The following is a 17,745-nucleotide window of genomic DNA, read 5'->3' as shown; positions in this document are numbered from 1 at the left end:
ATATATCAAACTAAAGATGAATACACCATCAGAATTAAAGTACACTAAAGACCACGAATGGATCAAAATTGAAGGAGATATCGCTACAATTGGTATTACTGATTTCGCACAAAGCGAATTAGGTGATATTGTTTATGTAGAAGTAGATACTTTAGACGAAACCTTAGATGTAGAAGAGGTCTTTGGAACCGTAGAAGCTGTAAAAACAGTTTCAGATTTATTTTTGCCTTTGTCAGGAGAAATTATAGAGTTTAATGAAGGTTTAGAAGATGAACCTGAAAAAGTAAATTCTGACCCTTACGGTGATGGTTGGATGATAAAATTAAAGTTCTCGGAGGCTTCACAAATAGAGAATTTATTATCTGCAGACGATTATAAAGCGCTTATAAGTGGTTAAAAAAATGCTGTTACTTTTGTCCGTGATTTATACGCTGACATTAGTTATTGCGAGTTTAATCACGTTGCAAGGAGTACCTAGTATGGGAACTTCCTTCGACGATAAGATATTTCATGTTGTTGCTTATTTGGGGTTAACATTATTATGGGTTTTATATGCTGACCCTAAAAAGAAACCAAGATTACATTATGGCATTTGTTTTGCAGCAATTTTTTTTGGTTTTATCCTAGAACTCTTGCAGTATCTTCTTAATCCTAATCGGACTTATGATACATATGATTTAATTGCAAATAGTATTGGTGCTATTTTTGGTACACTAATTGCAAGTAAAATAAATATATATAAATTAAATTAACCCAAAGCCTTGTTTGTTTTGCTATTATTTAGTTAAATTAGCGAAGTTGTATTAAAAAATGATATTATGGAACCTAAAAAGAATCAGAAATCGGATGTAAGTAGAAACAGTTCGCTGTTTTTTGCTGTCGGTCTTGCCTTAATGTTGGGGATCACCTATATGGCAATTAACTATAAAACATACGACAAAGTAGATATTGTTGCTGACTCGTTAAACTTAGATGATGAGTTGGAAGAAGAAGTCCCAATTACAGAACAAATTGTGACTCCACCACCTCCACCTCCACCACCACCTGCAGCACCAGAAATTATTGAGGTTGTTGAAGATGAAGAAGAAGTAGAGGAGACTGTTATAGAATCTACAGAAACTGAAATGGAAGCAGAAATTGTGGAAGTTGAAGAGGTAGAAGTTGTTGAGGTCGAAGAAGATTTAGAGGTACCATTCTCAGTTATTGAAAATGTGGCTGTTTTCCCAGGATGTGAAAAGAAAAAAGGAAATGCAGCTAAGAAACAATGTATGAATGAAAAAGTTAACAAATTCATTGGTAAAAAGTTTAATACAGACTTAGCTGGTGATTTAGGTTTGCCTCCAGGTAAAAAGAGAATCTTTGTTCAGTTTAAAGTTGATAAATCAGGTAATGTTACTAATATCGTAGCTCGTGGACCACATCCTGGTTTAGAAAAAGAAGCTAAACGTGTTATCGGTCAATTACCTAAAATGCAGCCTGGTAAACAGAGAGGAAAGTCGGTAGTAATGCCATTCTCTATTCCAATTGTATTCCAAGTACAAGACTAAGCGAAATAAAATTTTTTATATATAAAAATCCCGTTCAAAATTAATTGAGCGGGATTTTCGTTTTTGGTATGCTTATTGTGACTTTTACATAATATTAACATTTAAATCAAATATATTATGAAAACATCTAACAAAGACTTCAATATTGCTGGTCAGAGCGCTACTGAAGTAAAGAGATCACAAAAACATGATGCAAATTTACAAAAAAACTCAAGCCTGTATTTTCAAATAGGGCTCATTCTTTGTTTATTAGGTGCCTATGCACTTTTTGAAATGAAGTTTGAAGAGAAAACATTTGCACCTATTACAGAAACGGCAAGTTCTGAACCTATCTCTATAGAATATGTTGAACCATTTACTGTTGAAGTTGTAAAGCCTAAAACTGCAGAGCCTTTACCAAGTGTCGATTTAATAGATAAATACAATACGGTAGAAGATGATGTACCATTAATTGAGACCATAATTAAAACACCCGAAGAACCAATAATTAGTGATGAACCGATCATAGATGTTGAACATTTTAATACTGCTGTTGATGAGCCTCAAGAAGATATTTTTATACCAATTTCTGTCATAGAAATGGTGCCTGTGTATCCTGGTTGCGAAAAAAAGAAAAACAATAATGAGAGAAAAAAATGCATGTCCGATAAAATCTCAAAATTAATTGGCAAGACGTTTAATACCGATATTGGTTCTAACTACGGTATTTCTGGCCGACAAAAAATTTCTACACAATTTACGATTGATAAATATGGAAATGTTACAGATATTAAAACAAGGGGTCCACATCCTGCATTAGAGAAGGAAGCTAATAGGGTGATTAATAAAATTCCTAAAATGCAACCTGGTCTACAGCGCCATGTTCCCGTAGGTGTCATTTATACATTACCCATAGTTTTCGATGTAAGAAATTAAGCTTAGAACCAAACCTTTTTGGCAGAACCGTTATATTTTTAAATAACGGTTTTTTTATGCACCATTTGGTTTCTAGGATACTAAAAAAATTAAGTATCTTTCGCGCATTAAAAATTAGTCTTTTATGAAGCGCATTGTGCTATTTGCTATTCTATTAACGACCACTATTGGTTACACTCAAACCCCATTATCTTACGAAAAACCTCCTGTGTTTAAGGCCTGTGATTCTATTGCTGTAGAGCAATTAAAATCGTGTTTTAACTTTACACTTAATACTTTTATTTATGAAAATTTTGAGGTGCCTCAAATAGTCGTAGATGAATCTTATGTTGGTGATGTTAAGGTATTGTTTGAAGTTAATAAAGAAGGTGAGTTTAAAGCTATCTATACAGATGCTATTTACGATGAACTGAAGGCAGAAAGTCAACGTGTTTTCGATATGCTTCCAAAGATACAACCAGCCACTTATAATGGTAAGCCTACATTTGTTCAATATAGTTTAAGTATTTCCATTCCACTTAGAGCACCCGTAGCTCAAAATTTACAATCAACAGAAGCGGAAAAATTGACGATTAAAGATAGTTTAAACGCTACTTTATCTAATGAATATGACCAGATTTTAAAGGATTTAAAACCATACGAAGAATTAGAGTATCATAGTCAATTAAATATCCCTTTTACACATGCCTATTATGCACGTTTTGATGACGATATGAATGCCTTAGGTACCAACAGTCATACTGCAGTAAAACCTTATGTGTATAGTGATGTGGCCAGATATTATGATATTAAAGCCGAAAAAGAAAGCTTAGCAAAATCAACGGATTCTTGGTTGGGCAGAAAAGTGTTTAATGAACACTTAGTAGAGGTACAAGGTGATGATTATTGGTTTACAATCGATCCTATTTTAGATTTACAAGTTGGCAAAGATACAGAAGCCGATTTTAGTTCGACCTGGAATAATACAAGAGGTGTATTTATACAAGCCGGTTTAGGAAAACGGTTTAATTTATCTGCTTCAGTATATGAGAGTCAGGGACGTTTTGCGGAATATTTTAATCAATATGCAGAGGCGCTAAGACGTGGAGGTGGTGAACCAGCTATTATTCCTGGCCGTGGCATTGCAAAGCGTTTTAAGGAAGATGCTTATGATTATCCTGCTGCGGAAGCTTATTTGTCTTATACACCTGCCGATTTTTTAAATATACAATTTGGTCATGGAAAAAACTTTATAGGTGATGGATATAGATCGCTATTACAAAGTGATGTATCTAGTCCTTATCCGTTTTTAAAGCTGAATGCAAGCTTCTGGAAAATAAAATATACAAGCACTTGGATGTGGTTAAAAGATGTACGTCCCGAAGTTGAAGTTGATGGTGCATTTTTAAACAAATACATGGCCAATCATTACTTGAGTTGGAATGTTTCTAAACGACTAAATATTGGTTTCTTCGAATCTGTGATATGGGAAAATACTAATAACCGAGGTTTCGATGTAAACTATCTTAATCCAATTATATTTCTACGAGCTATAGAATTTCAAACGGGACAAGATGCAGGAAATGCTATTTTAGGTTTAAGTTCAAAGTACAAATGGAATAATAAAATTAACCTCTATGGGCAATTTATTTTAGATGAATTTTCTCTAAGTGATGTTAAGGCTGGTGAAAAAAGCTGGAAAAATAAATTCGGTTATCAAATAGGAGCAAAGTATTTTAATGCGTTTGAAATTAAGGATTTATTGTTACAAGCAGAGTATAATCAAGTGCGTCCTTATACTTATTCTCATAACACCCAAGTACTCAACTATGCAAGTTTCAATCAGCCTATGGCGCATCTTTGGGGAGCTAATTTTAAAGAATTAGTGTTAATAGGGCGTTACAATTACAAACGATGGTTTGGAGATGCTAAGTTTATTATAGGGCAGCGAGGATTTGACTATAATACGAATGACGATAACTTTTCTTATGGAGGAGATATTTATAGAGATTATAATGATCGTAATGCTGATACAGGAATAAAAATTGGGCAAGGAAACAAAACCAATAGTTTTATGGCCGAACTACAGGCAGGTTATTTGTTAAACCCAGCAACAAATCTCAAGGTGTTTACTAATATTATTTACAGAGACTTTAATCCTGATGCTATAACGGCTTCAACTACGGATTCAAACACATTGTGGTTTAGTATTGGCGTACGAACCGATTTATTTAACTGGTATAATGATTTTTAGAAATTAGACTTGGTTTGTTCTATAGTCATATGACTATTGAATACCGTTGGTATTGGTGATTTTTGTTGGGTAAACACTAGACTCTCGTTACATTATAATAAAACTAAACTTTAACGTTGGTAGGAATCAATTTTCAAACTATCTTTGCACTCGCTTTAAAATTATCAAAAATCGTATAGTTTGAGTTATACAAAATCTTCGATATCAACAGCTTCTGTGATAACAGATTTTAAGGAAATCACCAAAATGGGATTGTCCTTAAGTGTTGTGTTTTCTTCTGTTGCGGGTTATTTTCTAGGAGCAGAAACGATAAGTATAACAACATTGTTATTATTAGCTATTGGTGGATACTTTATGGTTGGCGCCTCTAATGCCTATAATCAAATTATTGAGCGCGACTTAGATGCGCTGATGGATAGAACCAAAAATAGACCTATTCCTGCAGGCCGAATGTCTGTTAATACTGCTTTTGTCATAGCTACAACATTTACAATCTTAGGATTAATTACGCTGTATGTTATTAACCCAAAAACAGCGATGTATGGAGCAATTTCAATTTTTTTATATACAAGTGTTTATACGCCATTAAAAACAAAGACTTCTTTGTCAGTATTTGTAGGGGCTTTACCGGGAGCCATTCCATTTATGTTAGGTTGGGTTGCCGCTCGTAATAGCTTTGGAATAGAGGCAGGAACATTATTCGCTATCCAGTTTTTTTGGCAATTTCCGCATTTTTGGTCTATTGGATGGTTTTTACATGAAGATTATAAAAAAGGAGGGTTTCATATGTTGCCTACGGGGAAACCCGATAAGGGAACCGCAGTACAGATTATAATGTACAGTGTGTGGACGATTATAGTCTCAATAATTCCAGTTTTTGGCTATACAGGAGATTTAAAGTTATCTATTGTAGGAGCAATGCTTGTTTTTATTTTGGGTATGGTGATGTTAGTTTATGCATTTAGGCTATTTAAAGCACGTAGTATAAAAGCGGCAAAACAATTGATGCTTTCAAGTGTGTTTTATATTACGCTATTGCAAATTATATATGTTGCAGATAAATTTTTAAGATAAATGGATTTAACACAAGGAACACAGCAAGTTAAAAGAGCACGATCTAGAAAGATGATGCTTTGGTTTGCTATCGGTGCATTAATTATGTCGTTTGCAGGCTTAGTGAGTGCGTTTATAGTGAGTAGTAAGCAGCGATTGAATGAAGATTGGTTAATCGATTTTCAGTTACCAAGCGCCTTTTTTACGAGTTTAGTACTTATTTTATTGAGTAGTTTAACATTTATGTTGGGTAAGCGAGCGTTACAACAAAATAAAAGTCAGATGGTAACTGTTTGGTTATTAGTGACACTAGCATTGGGTGTGGGTTTTGTTTATAGTCAGTTTGTTGGTTTCGGACAAATTATTATGGACGGTTATAATTTTACGGGTCCAACAAGTAATATTACAATGTCTTACATTTATGTCATCGCAGTATTGCATATAGCGCACGTTATTGCTGGTTTGGTTTGTTTGTTAGTCGTAATTTATAATCATTTTAAACAAAAGTATAACTCCAACAATATGTTGGGTTTTGAACTAGCAGCCAATTTTTGGCATTTCGTAGATATGCTTTGGCTTGTGCTCTTTTTGTTTTTATATTTTTTTAGATATATAATTTGATTATTTTTGTCCAATCTTAAAAAATTTAAATAAATTCTATGGATTCTACAGTAGCTAGTACTGGTACAGAAGGAAAAACTTGGGGTGGAGGTAATAAACCTCTCAAAGCAAGTTACGGAAAAATGATGATGTGGTTTTTCATTGTATCTGATGCATTAACATTTTCGGGTTTCTTGGCCGCTTATGGTTTTTCAAGGTTTAAGTTTATAAACGAATGGCCAATTGCGGATGAAGTGTTTACGCACGTACCATTTTTGCATGGTCAAGAATTGCCAATGATTTATGTGGCATTTATGACGTTTATACTTATTATGTCGTCAGTAACGATGGTATTAGCTGTAGACGCTGGCCATCATATGAATAAAGCCAAAGTAACGATATACATGTTCTTAACCATTATTGGTGGAGCTATATTCGTGGGTTCTCAAGCTTGGGAATGGGCAACATTTATTCAGGGTGATTATGGAGCTGTTCAAACCAACGGTGGTAATATTTTGCAATTCGGCGAGTATGTTACAGTTGATGGTGAAGAGAAATTTAAACGTGTTTCAATAGACGATATAGCCATTGCTCAAGAAAGTGACCGTGTTGATCACGAGCGTAAAAATGGACTGTGGTTTGTAGATGAAGGAACATTACCTCCTTATACTGTAGATGAAATTTACGCAGGTTTGCAAGCTAATGAGAATGTGTTAGTAAGAAATCAGTTTTTAGATGAAAACGGACATAAAACAGTTTTGTCTAGAGCAGAATCTCTTAAGCAGATTAAAGAAAACGGTAAATTAGTTGTAAAAGGAGCCAACCTAAGGGTTAACGAGTACGGTACCACATTGTTTGCCGACTTCTTTTTCTTTATTACTGGTTTTCACGGTTTCCACGTATTATCGGGAGTAGTGATTAATATTATAATTTTCTTCAACGTAGTACTTGGAACCTACGAGCGACGTGGAAGTTATGAAATGGTAGAGAAAGTAGGTTTATACTGGCACTTTGTAGATTTAGTATGGGTGTTTGTATTCACATTCTTCTATTTAGTATAATAACAATCGAGCATATTAAATAGTGCTCAATAAAATAGTTAATAGCGAACAGCACTTGTTTTTTTAGTAATTAAAAACAAGTAACATTAAGATTAAGTTATGGCACACGAACATAAATTAGAAATATTTAGAGGACTTTGGAAATTTAAATCCAATACACAGAAGATATGGGGAGTTTTAGCTTTCTTAACTTTTGTAACAGCAATAGAGGTTGTTTTAGGGATTTATAAGCCAGAGGTGTTTATGCACACCTGGATGGATCCATTTGAAGGAGGTGGTTTTTTTGCTACTTTAGGTAATATCATATTTTCACCAATTGTATATATGAAGCCGTTAAACCTTATCTTTATTCTTTTAACTATTGTTAAAGCTTATTACATTACTTGGGATTTTATGCACATGAGAGATGAAGTAGGTAGTCTTAGAAAGATGGTGGTTTGGACGAGTGTTTTTCTAATTTGCTATTTAATATTTATCTTACTTCAAGAAGGTGGTTATGTTTTCAATGTTTATAACAATGAAAATGCTTTAATTAAGCATGATTTTTAGATAACATATTTACAATTACACGGCGTTAATTCAAAGTGTTAAATACAATTAAAAGGTGGTTTTTCTAAGCCACCTTTTTTATTTTTGCAATCCAATTGTTTAAGGCATAAAAAGTATTGTTTGCCGCTGCAAAACAGTTTTTATTTCTAATAGATGAAAACAAATAAGACAAAACGTTATATCGTTCTCGGTATTCTATTCTTTTTACCAGTTGCCTTTTTATTAATGCTTTATCCTGCACAGCACCATTATGAGCCTTTAAATGTGGTGAACAAAAATGTAACGGATTTAGAATATTTTAGTTCAGAAGCAACGGATTCTATTCTATTAAAAAATCATATTACGGTTTTAGGATTCTTAGGTAAAACCCCTTTAAATAATATTATTGAAGCTTCTAATCTTAAAGAATTGGTTTACGATAAATTTAAAGGATTTAAAAGGTTTCAAATAGTCATCGTAGTTCCAGAAGGTACGGAACAAGATATTAAAGAACTTAAAAAAGAAATTAACACTTACGAAGACCTAAAATATTGGCATTACGTTTATGGTACCGAAGGTGAAATTAAAACACTCTTTAGTAGCTTAAAGTCTAAGGAAAAGCTCTCAGAAGATCTTTCAACAAATCATGTTTATATTATAGATAATGATCTAAATCAACGTGGCAGATTAGACGGAAGAGATGAAAAGGAGGTAGAAGAGCAAAAACCAGCCTTCAGCGTCTACTCGTATAATACTATTGAAGTGGCAGAAATTAAGAACATGATGAGTGATGATGTTAGAATTTTATTTACAGAATATCGTCAGAAGAGAGAAGGTAAGTTTGAGAATTCTGATACTAGAAGAAATAGAGAATTAAAACAAGGTGATGAGTAAAAAAACTAATTATTCGTACGTTGGAATTACATTTATAATCCTAGTATTTGGCATTATATTTATTCCAAAAATAATCGATCGCGTAAGCGAAGGTGATATTATTAGAGATGAAAGTCGTAGTAAAGATGTTTCAACTTCAGATCTAAAAACTAAGACCGCTAAAAATAATAAAAGCGATTTAGCATATTTAGAAATTAATGGAGCTCCTAAAAAGGTGCCAGCTTTTAGTTTTACCAATCAAAATGGTGAAACTATTACCAACGATGATTATATCGGTAAAGTCTATGTTGTTGAGTTTTTCTTTACGACATGTCCTACAATTTGCCCAATAATGAGTAGAAATCTGGTAGCGGTGCAAAATCAATTTAATGGGTTAAAAGATTTTGGTATTGCTTCATTTACAATTTCCCCAGAAATAGATACTCCAGAAGTATTAAAAGCCTATGCCGAGAAATATAATGTGACTAATCCAAACTGGCATTTTTTAACAGGAAACGAAATCGAAATTTATAAATTAGCTAATGAAGGTTTTAATTTATATACAGCTAAAGACCCAAATGTTGAAGGTGGTTTTGAGCATTCTGGGAATTTCGCATTGATAGATAAAGAAGGTTATATTAGATCTAGAACTGATGATTTTGGTAACCCTAAGATATTCTATAATGGATTAATTTCTGAGGAAGCAGGAGTGGATGAAGATGGTATTCCTCAAGAGATAACCATATTAAAAGAAGACATTGCTAAATTATTAAAGGAATAACGATGAGTAATACTGTAGACCACGAAAAAGCTAAAAAATACAACAAATGGGTTGTTGTATTGTCTGTTGTAATTCCAATAGTTGTAGCATTACTATTTGGTGTTAATCTGCGTAGTTTAGGTTTTGATGTCGCTCCTCTTACTATGCTTCCGCCAATTTATGCCACTATAAATGCATGTACTGCAGCACTTTTGATCTTTGCAGTTATGGCCATAAAAAATAAAAACGTTGTTTTACACGAAAACTTAATGACCACAGCCATCTATTGTTCTGTGGTATTCTTAGTGCTATATGTGGCGTATCATATGACTAGTGATTCTACCAAGTTTGGTGGAGAAGGTGTTATAGCTTATGTGTATTATTTTATTCTGATCACGCACATTGTATTATCTGTAATTATCATACCATTTGTATTAATAACGTATGTTAGAGCGATTACAAATGATATTGAACGTCATAGAAAAATCGCTAAGATTACGTTTCCAATGTGGTTGTATGTCGCTATCACTGGTGTGATAGTTTATTTCATGATTTCTCCTTATTATGTGTAACTATGAGACGTAGAATTTTCTTATCAATCTTTAGTTTCTTATTGCTGTTTACAGCCAAGGCACAATGCGCTATGTGTAGAGCCGTTTTAGAAAGTGGTGAAGATCAATCTATGGCAGAAGGTATCAATGATGGTATTGTTTTCCTAATGGCTGTGCCTTATCTTCTTGTAGCAGTAATTGGTTTTGTGATTTATAGAAAATTTAGTAAACCAGATAAATCTGAAAATCCACACTAAATTCTGTAACATTTTCCGAATTTTAGAGTCTTATATACAGTTTGCTTATTAGAAGCTTTAATCACCTCGTCGGTGATAATTCTGTGTTTAATAGGTATTAACAATTCGTTGGGATGAGAATCACACGAATTTTATTAAAATTGTAAACGCTAACTAACCGCATTATGATTCAGATTAAGGATTTACACAAATCTTACCATATGGGAAGCAATTCTCTACACGTCTTAAAAGGTATTAATTTTGATGTAAAAGAAGGAGAGTTAGTCTCAATTATGGGCTCTTCGGGTTCAGGAAAATCAACCTTATTAAATATTTTAGGCATGCTCGATGAGGCTGATATAGGTCAATATATTCTAGATGGAGTGCCTATTAAGAATCTAAACGAAAAAATAGCAGCTAAATATAGAAATGAATTTTTAGGTTTCATTTTTCAATCTTTTAACTTAATTAATTACAAAAGTGCGTTAGATAACGTATCGATGCCTTTATATTATAAAGGTGTTAAGCGAAAAGAACGTACTGAGAAGGCTATGCATTACCTAGAAAAAGTTGGTTTAGCACAATGGTCGCATCATTTGCCAAGTGAGCTTTCTGGTGGTCAAAAACAACGTGTAGCGATCGCAAGAGCTTTAGCTAGCGATCCTAAAGTGTTGTTAGCCGATGAGCCCACAGGTGCCTTAGATACCAAAACATCTTATGAGGTTATGGAACTCATTCAAGGTATCAACGATGAAGGAAAAACGATATTAGTGGTCACCCATGAAGATGACATTGCACATATGACAAAGCGCATCGTTAATCTTAAAGATGGATTGATTATAGATGATAGTCCTGTAGAACAAATTAGAGCATCAGCACATGTTTGATCTAGAGCGTTGGCAAGAAATATTTGAAACGTTGAGCAAAAATAAATTGCGAACGTTTTTAACTGGGCTTTCAGTGGCTTCCGGAATCTTTATTTTGGTGATACTTCTTGGTTTTAGCGAAGGGATTGCAAATGGAGTAAGATCTCAGTTTGAACAAGATGCCACAAACAAAATTTCCGTTTGGACAGGAGTCACTACAAAAGGCTATAAAGGCTTAAATCCTGGACGTTATATTCAGCTTAAAAATTCAACCTTCGATGCTGTTGAAAACGCATATACCGATTATTTTGATTATCGTACAAAAGATTATATGATTTGGGGTGGCACGGTGACATATAAAAATGAAACCGGAAATTACCGTGTGCGTGGCACCATGCCAGATAATCAGTTCATTGAAAATGCAGACATGGGTTCTGGCCGTTTTATTAGTCAATCTGATATTGATGAAAGTAAAAAAGTGGCAGTTATCGGAAACAAGGTAAAAACAGACTTATTTAAAGGTGAAGATCCTATTAATCAAAATATTCAAGTATTCGGAATGAACTTTAAGGTCATTGGTGTTTTTTATGATCCAGGTGGAGATCGTGAAGAAGGTCAGGTTTATATTCCTGTAAGTACAGCTCAAAAAGTATTTAATGCCGGTGAAAATATTAGAAACATGGCGTTTACAGTGAAAATGGCAGATAATTTTGACGATGCAGTGGCCATGTCTAATGCCATAGCTTTAGGTGTAGAACAAAAAATTAAAGATATTCATACGGTTGCCCCAGACGATGTCAGTGCAGTAAGAGTGCATAATACATTAGAAGAAGCTCAGAAAATCTATTCATTAATAGCAACCATCAAAGCAGTATTTTGGTTTGTAGGTATCGGAACTATAATTGCAGGTATTGTAGGTGTAGGTAATATTATGCTCATTATCGTAAAAGAGCGTACTAAAGAAATAGGTATTCGAAAAGCCTTAGGTGCTTTACCAATGTCTATTGTAGCTATGATTTTACAGGAAGCTGTCTTTGTAACGATGTTTTCAGGATTATTTGGTTTAATCTTTGGACTTGGATTGTTAGAATTAGTTGGACCTCAAATAGAAAGCGATTTCATAAAATACCCTCAAGTTGATTTTAATATTGCGTTAACTACCGTGTTTTTATTAGTGTTTGCAGGAGCTTTAGCAGGTTTTATTCCTGCATATAGAGCAGCTATGATTAAACCCATTGACGCATTAAGAGACGAATAATATGTTTAGTAGAGACCGTTGGGATGAAATATTAGAAGCGCTAAATGCTAATAAATTTAGAACGTTCTTAACTGCGTTTGGAGTGTTTTGGGGTATTACCATCTTGGTATTGTTATTAGCTTTAACTAATGGACTTAAAAATGGAGTCACAGCAGATTTTGGGAATTTTGCAACTAACTCTATGTTTATGTGGACGCAAGGTACGTCTAAGCCTTATAAAGGTTTACCAAAAGGACGCTACTTTAACTATAAGATTGATGATGTCGCAGCAATTAAATCAGAGATTCCCAATTTAAAATATGTGTCTCCTAGAAATCAATTAGGTGGTTATAATGGAGCAAATAATGTCATTAGAGGAACAAAATCTGGTGCTTTTGAAATCTATGGAGATTATCCAGAATTTATAAAACAACGCCCTATGGATATTCTTCAAGGACGTTTCATTAGTTATTCTGACATAGAAGCCAAGCGAAAAATATGTGTTATTGGTACAGGTGTTGTAAAAGGACTGTATGATAAGGATGAAACGGTATTAGGTACCTACATAAAAATAAATGGAGTCAATTTTTTAGTGGTAGGTACCTTTAAAATGAGTAACAGTCAAGGAGATGGTGAGCAAGATGCTAGCACCATCTATATGCCTTTTACAACTTTTGGTCAAGCCTTTAATAGAGGTGAGAATGTAGGATGGATGGCCATTACTGCTGTAGATGATGTTAGCATTACATCTGTAAAACAGCAGATATTCGACTTAATGAAATTTAGACATAAAGTAGACCCTACAGATGATCGTGCTATTGGCCATTTTGATTTGTCTGAGCAATTTGGACGTATTAATGGCTTATTTTCAATTTTATCTCTAGTCGGATATTTTGTTGGAGCATTGGTCTTAATGTCTGGTATTATTGGTATTAGTAATATCATGCTTATTGTTGTGAAAGAACGGACCAAAGAAATAGGTGTAAGACGCGCTTTAGGAGCCAGTCCATGGAGTATAAAATCTCAGATACTACAAGAAAGTCTTATATTAACCATCCTGTCTGGTATGGTAGGTATTTCTTTTGCTGCTTTGGTCATTTGGGTGATGAATTCCATTTTAGACAATGTTGGACCAGTCGATAATTTTGCAAATCCAAGCGTAAGTATGCAAGTAGTATTTACAGCTTTAATTATATTAATAGTTTCAGGTGTTTTAGCCGGATTAATTCCTGCTAATAGCGCGACTAAGATGAAACCAGTAGATGCATTAAGAATAGAATAAACATATATCAATCATCATTATCATCATGAAGAGAACCAAAACCATCATCATATTAGTCACAATTGTGGCTGTATTTGGAATATCGCTATATTATTTATGGCAAAAAAATCAAGAAGACCCTGAAACCTACACCTCAGAGTCACCTACAGAAGAAACTATTATTGTTAAGACAGTAGCAACTGGTAGTATTGTACCTAAGGAAGAAATATTAATTAAACCTAATATTTCGGGTGTTATTGAAGAAATTTTTATCGAAGCCGGAGAGTATGTAGAACAAGGAGATCTTATTGCACAAATTAAAGTAATCCCTAATGCTTCATCATTAACAAGTGCTAAAAATAGTATTGCGACAAACCAAACAGCGCTTGAAACAGCAAAGATAAATTTACAGACACAACAAGCCAATTACGACAGGCAAAAAGCTTTGTTCGAAAAAGGAGTTATTTCTGCAAATGATTTTGAAGGAGTGAGTAATGCCTATTTACAAACCAAGCAAAGTGTAGAACAAGCTAAAATTAATTTAAATTCTGCATCTCAAAATTACGATATTATTAAAACCGGTACTACATCTGGTTTAGGTAACATAGCCCAAACACAAGTAAGAGCAACAGTTTCTGGTATGGTATTAGACGTGCCTGTAAAAGCGGGAAATCAAGTTATTGAGGCTAATAACTTTAATGAAGGAACTTCAATTGCATCATTAGCAGATGTTAAACAGATGATTTTTGAAGGAAAAGTAGATGAAAGCGAAGTAGGTAAAATTAAAGAAGGCTTGCCTTTAGAAATCACCGTTGGTGCTATAGAAGATAAGAAATTTGATGCTGTATTAGATTATATTGCACCTAAAGGTGTTGCTGAAAATGGTGCCATTCAATTTGAAATTAAAGGATCTCTTCAAAAAATGGATTCAACTTTTATTAGAGCAGGTTTAAGTGCCAATGCTTCAATTATTTTAGATAAAGCGGAAAACGTATTAGCCATAAAAGAAGCCTTAGTTCAATATGATACAGAAACCAAAAAACCTTTCGTAGAGATTGTGGTTGGCGATCAGCAATTTGAACGAAGAGATATTGAATTAGGTATTAGTGATGGCATTTTTGTAGAGGTTTTAAATGGTGTCTCAAAAACGGATAAAATAAAAGTTTGGAATCAGGTGCAGGGCGTGCCTAAATACGCTCAGCAATAATTTTTTTTCGAAAATTATTGTAACACTTTAAGTATTAAATAGACAAACAAGTATCATGAAAAAATCAATCATCATAGCATTACTTCTTTTTGTAAGTATTGCACAAGCACAACAAAAAAAGTGGACACTCAAAGAGTGTGTTCTTCATGCCTTAGAGAATAATATTTCTGTTAAACAGAGTCTTTTAGACCTCAAAGATGCAGATATTGATAAGCTTACTGCAGTCGGAAATTTTCTGCCAAGTATAAGTGCTAGTGCCGGACTTTCGGAAAACACAGGTCTTAGTTTTAACCCTATTACTAATAATGCAGAGACCACAACATTTTTATCTGCCAGCGGCAATATTAATGTAGGGTATACTTTGTTCGATGGCCTTAGAAATATTAGAACAGTACAACGTGCTGAGATTTCTAAACTCGCAAGTCAGTATCGTTTAGAAAAGATGAAAGATGACATTTCATTGTTTGTTGCCAACGGTTACTTACAGGTTATTTTGAATAAAGCCAATCTAGAAGTTTTAAAATCTCAGAATGCAGTAACACAAGAGCAGATAGAACGTACAGAGCAATTAGTAGAAGCTGGCTCTTTACCCAGAGGTGATTTGTTAGAGATTCAGGCTACAGATGCCAATGAAAAACAATCTATTGTAAATGCAGAAAATCAGGTTAAAATTTCTTTAATTAGTTTAGCTCAACTTTTATTAATAAAGGATTATGAAAATTTTGATGTTGAAGACGAAGGCTACGATATAGTTGATGATGGTATTTCAAGCATGTCTGCAGATGAAATTATAAACGAAGCTAAAGAAACAAGATCTGAAATTAAAATAGCAGAGTCTAACGTGGCATTGGCTGAAAAAGATTTACAAATTGCTAAAGGAAGTTACTTACCTACATTGTCGGCATTTTTTGGCTATAACACAAGATACTCTAACACGAAGTCTTTTATACAAGAAGTAGATCCCGATAATCCAACGGTTGTACAACAAATAGGAACTGTACAAAGTACAGGCGAAGCCGTAATTGGAGAATTTCCAAATACATTGACTCAAGAAGTAGGAGCTGCCCCATTTTTTGACCAATTATATTTAAATGATGGTATTTCTTATGGTTTGTCCTTAAGTATTCCTATATTAAATGGCTTTGCTATTAAAGGCAATGTTCAGAGAAATAAAATTAATTTAGAACGTTCAAAGTATTTACTAGAGCAAGCAGAACTCGATTTAGAATCTTCAGTATATCAGGCACACGTAGATGCTAAAGGAGCATTTAAGTCATATGAAGCAGCAAAGTTAGCCTTAGAGTCGCAGCAATTGGCGTACGATTATGCTAAAGAACGCTACGATGTAGGATTAACTAATGCTTTCGATTTTAGTCAGTCTAAACAACGATTTGATAATGCTAAAATTCAGCTTAATCAAGCGAAATACGACTATATTTTTAAGTTGAAAGTTCTCGAATTATATTTCGGAATACCAGCAACAGAATTAAAGTTTTAATTATGAGTAAAACAACAAAAATTATTATCGGACTTGCCGTAGTAGCACTAATACTTGTAGTCGCTGCATCAAAAATGGGCTGGTTTGGTGACAAAAGAGATTTTAAAGAAGTGACGGTAAAGGAGGTTACTATAAAGGATATCGTTGAAACTGTATCTGCAACCGGAAAAATTCAACCTGAAATCGAAGTTAAAATATCTTCAGAAGTCTCTGGTGAAATCTTAGAATTACCTTTTAAAGAAGGTCAAGAAGTTAAGAAGGGAGATTTGTTAGTTCGTGTCAATCCAGATTTAATTCAATCTGCAGTAAGTAGAAGTCAAGCGTCATATCAAAACGTACGTGCAGGATTAGAGCAGGCTGAAGCCAATTTAAGACAGGCCAAAGCAGATTATGAAAGAAATAAAACACTGTTTAATAAAGGGGTTATTTCTAAAGCTGATTGGGACCGTTCTGTTGCCGCCTATGAAACAGCTGTGGCTGGTAAAAATTCGGCCTATTACAATGTGCAAAGTGCAGCTGCAACGGTAAACGAAGCTAAAGATAATTTAAACAGAACGACTATTTACGCTCCTATGAGTGGAACAATTTCTCGACTTAGTGTAGAGTTAGGTGAACGAGTTGTAGGAACTCAGCAAATGGCAGGTACTGAGATTTTGCGTGTTGCAAACCTTAATAACATGGAAGTGGAAGTAGATGTCAATGAAAATGATATTGTTAAAGTTAATATTGGAGACTCTACAATTGTTGAAGTGGATGCTTATTTAAAGAAGGAGTTTAGAGGTATTGTCACCGAAATTGCAAATTCCGCTGAAGGTACATTGGCAGCAGATCAGGTTACAAATTTTAAAGTAAAAGTAAGAATTCTTGAAGATTCATATAAAGATCTTACAGAAGGAAAACCAGAAACATACTCTCCCTTTAGACCAGGAATGACAGCTACTGTAGATATTATTACTAAAACACGAAAAGATGCAATTTCGGTACCTATTAGTGCTATTGTGATTAAAACAGATACAAGCTCAACGAAGAAAACATATGAGAAAACCACTTCTATTGATTCTGACAGTATTGATAGTGAAGATCAAAAATTTGAATGTGTCTTTATAAACGAAAATGGTAAAGCAAAACTAAGAGTCGTTAAAACTGGCATTCAAGATGATACTAATATTGAAATCATTTCAGGATTAACAAAAGAAGATGAAATTATTACGGGTCCGTATATTATGGTTTCAAAAGATTTAAATCCTGGAGATTTAATTGAAGTAAAAAATAAAAGTGCATTAGAGGCCTCAGATTCCCAAGGCTAAAAACAAAGACTA

At 33.9% G+C, this 17,745-nt stretch carries 19 protein-coding genes; all 19 read left to right on the top strand.

Features of this window, described 5'->3' with window-relative positions:
• The first annotated feature begins 16 nt into the window (after positions 1-16).
• The 19 genes from gcvH (at position 17) to C8N41_RS00850 (ending at position 17,733) form a co-directional block, all read left to right on the top strand.
• On the top strand, positions 17-397 hold the full coding sequence (gcvH, locus tag C8N41_RS00940; RefSeq protein WP_115837820.1) for a glycine cleavage system protein GcvH: 381 nt from the start codon (positions 17-19) through the stop codon (positions 395-397).
• The gene (locus C8N41_RS00935; RefSeq protein ID WP_115837818.1) at positions 390-752 is read left to right on the top strand and encodes a VanZ family protein; all 363 of its coding nucleotides are present in this window, start codon (positions 390-392) and stop codon (positions 750-752) included. Before gcvH ends, C8N41_RS00935 begins: the two co-directional genes overlap by 8 nt.
• 66 nt (positions 753-818) lie before the next feature.
• On the top strand, positions 819-1,547 hold the full coding sequence (locus C8N41_RS00930; protein WP_092446552.1) for an energy transducer TonB: 729 nt from the start codon (positions 819-821) through the stop codon (positions 1,545-1,547).
• 117 nt (positions 1,548-1,664) lie between these two features.
• Positions 1,665-2,462: an energy transducer TonB gene (locus tag C8N41_RS00925; RefSeq protein WP_115837816.1), complete on the top strand. Its 798-nt coding sequence runs from the start codon at positions 1,665-1,667 to the stop codon at positions 2,460-2,462.
• 124 nt (positions 2,463-2,586) lie between these two features.
• Entirely contained in the window at positions 2,587-4,695 is a 2,109-nt protein-coding gene (locus C8N41_RS00920) for a gliding motility protein RemB (RefSeq protein WP_115837814.1), read from the top strand.
• Positions 4,696-4,875: 180 nt separating this feature from the next.
• A complete protein-coding gene (cyoE, locus tag C8N41_RS00915) occupies positions 4,876-5,769 on the top strand; it encodes a heme o synthase (RefSeq protein WP_115837812.1) in 894 nt (297 codons plus the stop codon).
• On the top strand, positions 5,770-6,369 hold the full coding sequence (locus C8N41_RS00910; RefSeq protein WP_115837810.1) for a cytochrome c oxidase subunit 3: 600 nt from the start codon (positions 5,770-5,772) through the stop codon (positions 6,367-6,369).
• Between the two features lie 38 nt (positions 6,370-6,407).
• Positions 6,408-7,409 (top strand): cytochrome c oxidase subunit 3, encoded by a 1,002-nt coding sequence (locus C8N41_RS00905; RefSeq protein WP_092446557.1) that lies wholly within the window; start codon positions 6,408-6,410, stop codon positions 7,407-7,409.
• Positions 7,410-7,508: 99 nt separating this feature from the next.
• Positions 7,509-7,958, top strand: a complete 450-nt coding sequence (locus C8N41_RS00900) for a cytochrome C oxidase subunit IV family protein (protein WP_092446558.1) — start codon at positions 7,509-7,511, stop codon at positions 7,956-7,958.
• Between the two features lie 153 nt (positions 7,959-8,111).
• On the top strand, positions 8,112-8,831 hold the full coding sequence (locus tag C8N41_RS00895) for a hypothetical protein (RefSeq protein WP_115837808.1): 720 nt from the start codon (positions 8,112-8,114) through the stop codon (positions 8,829-8,831).
• Positions 8,824-9,591 (top strand): SCO family protein, encoded by a 768-nt coding sequence (locus tag C8N41_RS00890; protein WP_115837806.1) that lies wholly within the window; start codon positions 8,824-8,826, stop codon positions 9,589-9,591. The genes C8N41_RS00895 and C8N41_RS00890 overlap by 8 nt, the downstream gene beginning before the upstream one ends.
• 2 nt (positions 9,592-9,593) lie before the next feature.
• Positions 9,594-10,142 carry a DUF420 domain-containing protein gene (locus tag C8N41_RS00885; protein ID WP_092446561.1) on the top strand — a complete coding sequence of 183 codons (549 nt, stop codon included), beginning with the start codon at positions 9,594-9,596 and terminating at the stop codon, positions 10,140-10,142.
• Positions 10,143-10,144: 2 nt separating this feature from the next.
• Positions 10,145-10,378, top strand: a complete 234-nt coding sequence (locus tag C8N41_RS00880) for a hypothetical protein (protein WP_115837804.1) — start codon at positions 10,145-10,147, stop codon at positions 10,376-10,378.
• 164 nt (positions 10,379-10,542) lie between these two features.
• Positions 10,543-11,244 carry an ABC transporter ATP-binding protein gene (locus tag C8N41_RS00875; protein WP_115837802.1) on the top strand — a complete coding sequence of 234 codons (702 nt, stop codon included), beginning with the start codon at positions 10,543-10,545 and terminating at the stop codon, positions 11,242-11,244.
• Positions 11,237-12,481, top strand: a complete 1,245-nt coding sequence (locus C8N41_RS00870; protein ID WP_092446564.1) for an ABC transporter permease — start codon at positions 11,237-11,239, stop codon at positions 12,479-12,481. The genes C8N41_RS00875 and C8N41_RS00870 overlap by 8 nt, the downstream gene beginning before the upstream one ends.
• Position 12,482: 1 nt before the next feature.
• The gene (locus C8N41_RS00865; RefSeq protein ID WP_092446565.1) at positions 12,483-13,742 is read left to right on the top strand and encodes an ABC transporter permease; all 1,260 of its coding nucleotides are present in this window, start codon (positions 12,483-12,485) and stop codon (positions 13,740-13,742) included.
• 25 nt (positions 13,743-13,767) lie between these two features.
• On the top strand, positions 13,768-14,928 hold the full coding sequence (locus C8N41_RS00860) for an efflux RND transporter periplasmic adaptor subunit (protein WP_092446566.1): 1,161 nt from the start codon (positions 13,768-13,770) through the stop codon (positions 14,926-14,928).
• A 55-nt stretch (positions 14,929-14,983) separates the two neighbouring features.
• Positions 14,984-16,426 (top strand): TolC family protein, encoded by a 1,443-nt coding sequence (locus tag C8N41_RS00855; RefSeq protein WP_115837800.1) that lies wholly within the window; start codon positions 14,984-14,986, stop codon positions 16,424-16,426.
• A gap of 2 nt (positions 16,427-16,428) precedes the next feature.
• The gene (locus tag C8N41_RS00850) at positions 16,429-17,733 is read left to right on the top strand and encodes an efflux RND transporter periplasmic adaptor subunit (protein WP_115837798.1); all 1,305 of its coding nucleotides are present in this window, start codon (positions 16,429-16,431) and stop codon (positions 17,731-17,733) included.
• Positions 17,734-17,745: the final 12 nt, after the last annotated feature.

This window comes from Winogradskyella sediminis (assembly GCF_003387355.1).
GTDB lineage: Bacteria > Bacteroidota > Bacteroidia > Flavobacteriales > Flavobacteriaceae > Winogradskyella > Winogradskyella sediminis.
This window is presented reverse-complemented; position numbering and strand designations above follow the sequence as displayed.

Bases quoted from the DNA above. Each gene is read 5' to 3' on its own strand.
- gcvH (WP_115837820.1), top strand. From the start codon at position 17: ATGAATACACCATCAGAATTAAAGTACACTAAAGACCACGAATGGATC.
- C8N41_RS00930 (WP_092446552.1), top strand. From the start codon at position 819: ATGGAACCTAAAAAGAATCAGAAATCGGATGTAAGTAGAAACAGTTCG.
- C8N41_RS00925 (WP_115837816.1), top strand. From the start codon at position 1,665: ATGAAAACATCTAACAAAGACTTCAATATTGCTGGTCAGAGCGCTACT.
- C8N41_RS00920 (WP_115837814.1), top strand. From the start codon at position 2,587: ATGAAGCGCATTGTGCTATTTGCTATTCTATTAACGACCACTATTGGT.
- C8N41_RS00910 (WP_115837810.1), top strand. From the start codon at position 5,770: ATGGATTTAACACAAGGAACACAGCAAGTTAAAAGAGCACGATCTAGA.
- C8N41_RS00905 (WP_092446557.1), top strand. From the start codon at position 6,408: ATGGATTCTACAGTAGCTAGTACTGGTACAGAAGGAAAAACTTGGGGT.
- C8N41_RS00900 (WP_092446558.1), top strand. From the start codon at position 7,509: ATGGCACACGAACATAAATTAGAAATATTTAGAGGACTTTGGAAATTT.
- C8N41_RS00895 (WP_115837808.1), top strand. From the start codon at position 8,112: ATGAAAACAAATAAGACAAAACGTTATATCGTTCTCGGTATTCTATTC.
- C8N41_RS00890 (WP_115837806.1), top strand. From the start codon at position 8,824: ATGAGTAAAAAAACTAATTATTCGTACGTTGGAATTACATTTATAATC.
- C8N41_RS00885 (WP_092446561.1), top strand. From the start codon at position 9,594: ATGAGTAATACTGTAGACCACGAAAAAGCTAAAAAATACAACAAATGG.
- C8N41_RS00880 (WP_115837804.1), top strand. From the start codon at position 10,145: ATGAGACGTAGAATTTTCTTATCAATCTTTAGTTTCTTATTGCTGTTT.
- C8N41_RS00875 (WP_115837802.1), top strand. From the start codon at position 10,543: ATGATTCAGATTAAGGATTTACACAAATCTTACCATATGGGAAGCAAT.
- C8N41_RS00870 (WP_092446564.1), top strand. From the start codon at position 11,237: ATGTTTGATCTAGAGCGTTGGCAAGAAATATTTGAAACGTTGAGCAAA.
- C8N41_RS00865 (WP_092446565.1), top strand. From the start codon at position 12,483: ATGTTTAGTAGAGACCGTTGGGATGAAATATTAGAAGCGCTAAATGCT.
- C8N41_RS00860 (WP_092446566.1), top strand. From the start codon at position 13,768: ATGAAGAGAACCAAAACCATCATCATATTAGTCACAATTGTGGCTGTA.
- C8N41_RS00855 (WP_115837800.1), top strand. From the start codon at position 14,984: ATGAAAAAATCAATCATCATAGCATTACTTCTTTTTGTAAGTATTGCA.
- C8N41_RS00850 (WP_115837798.1), top strand. From the start codon at position 16,429: ATGAGTAAAACAACAAAAATTATTATCGGACTTGCCGTAGTAGCACTA.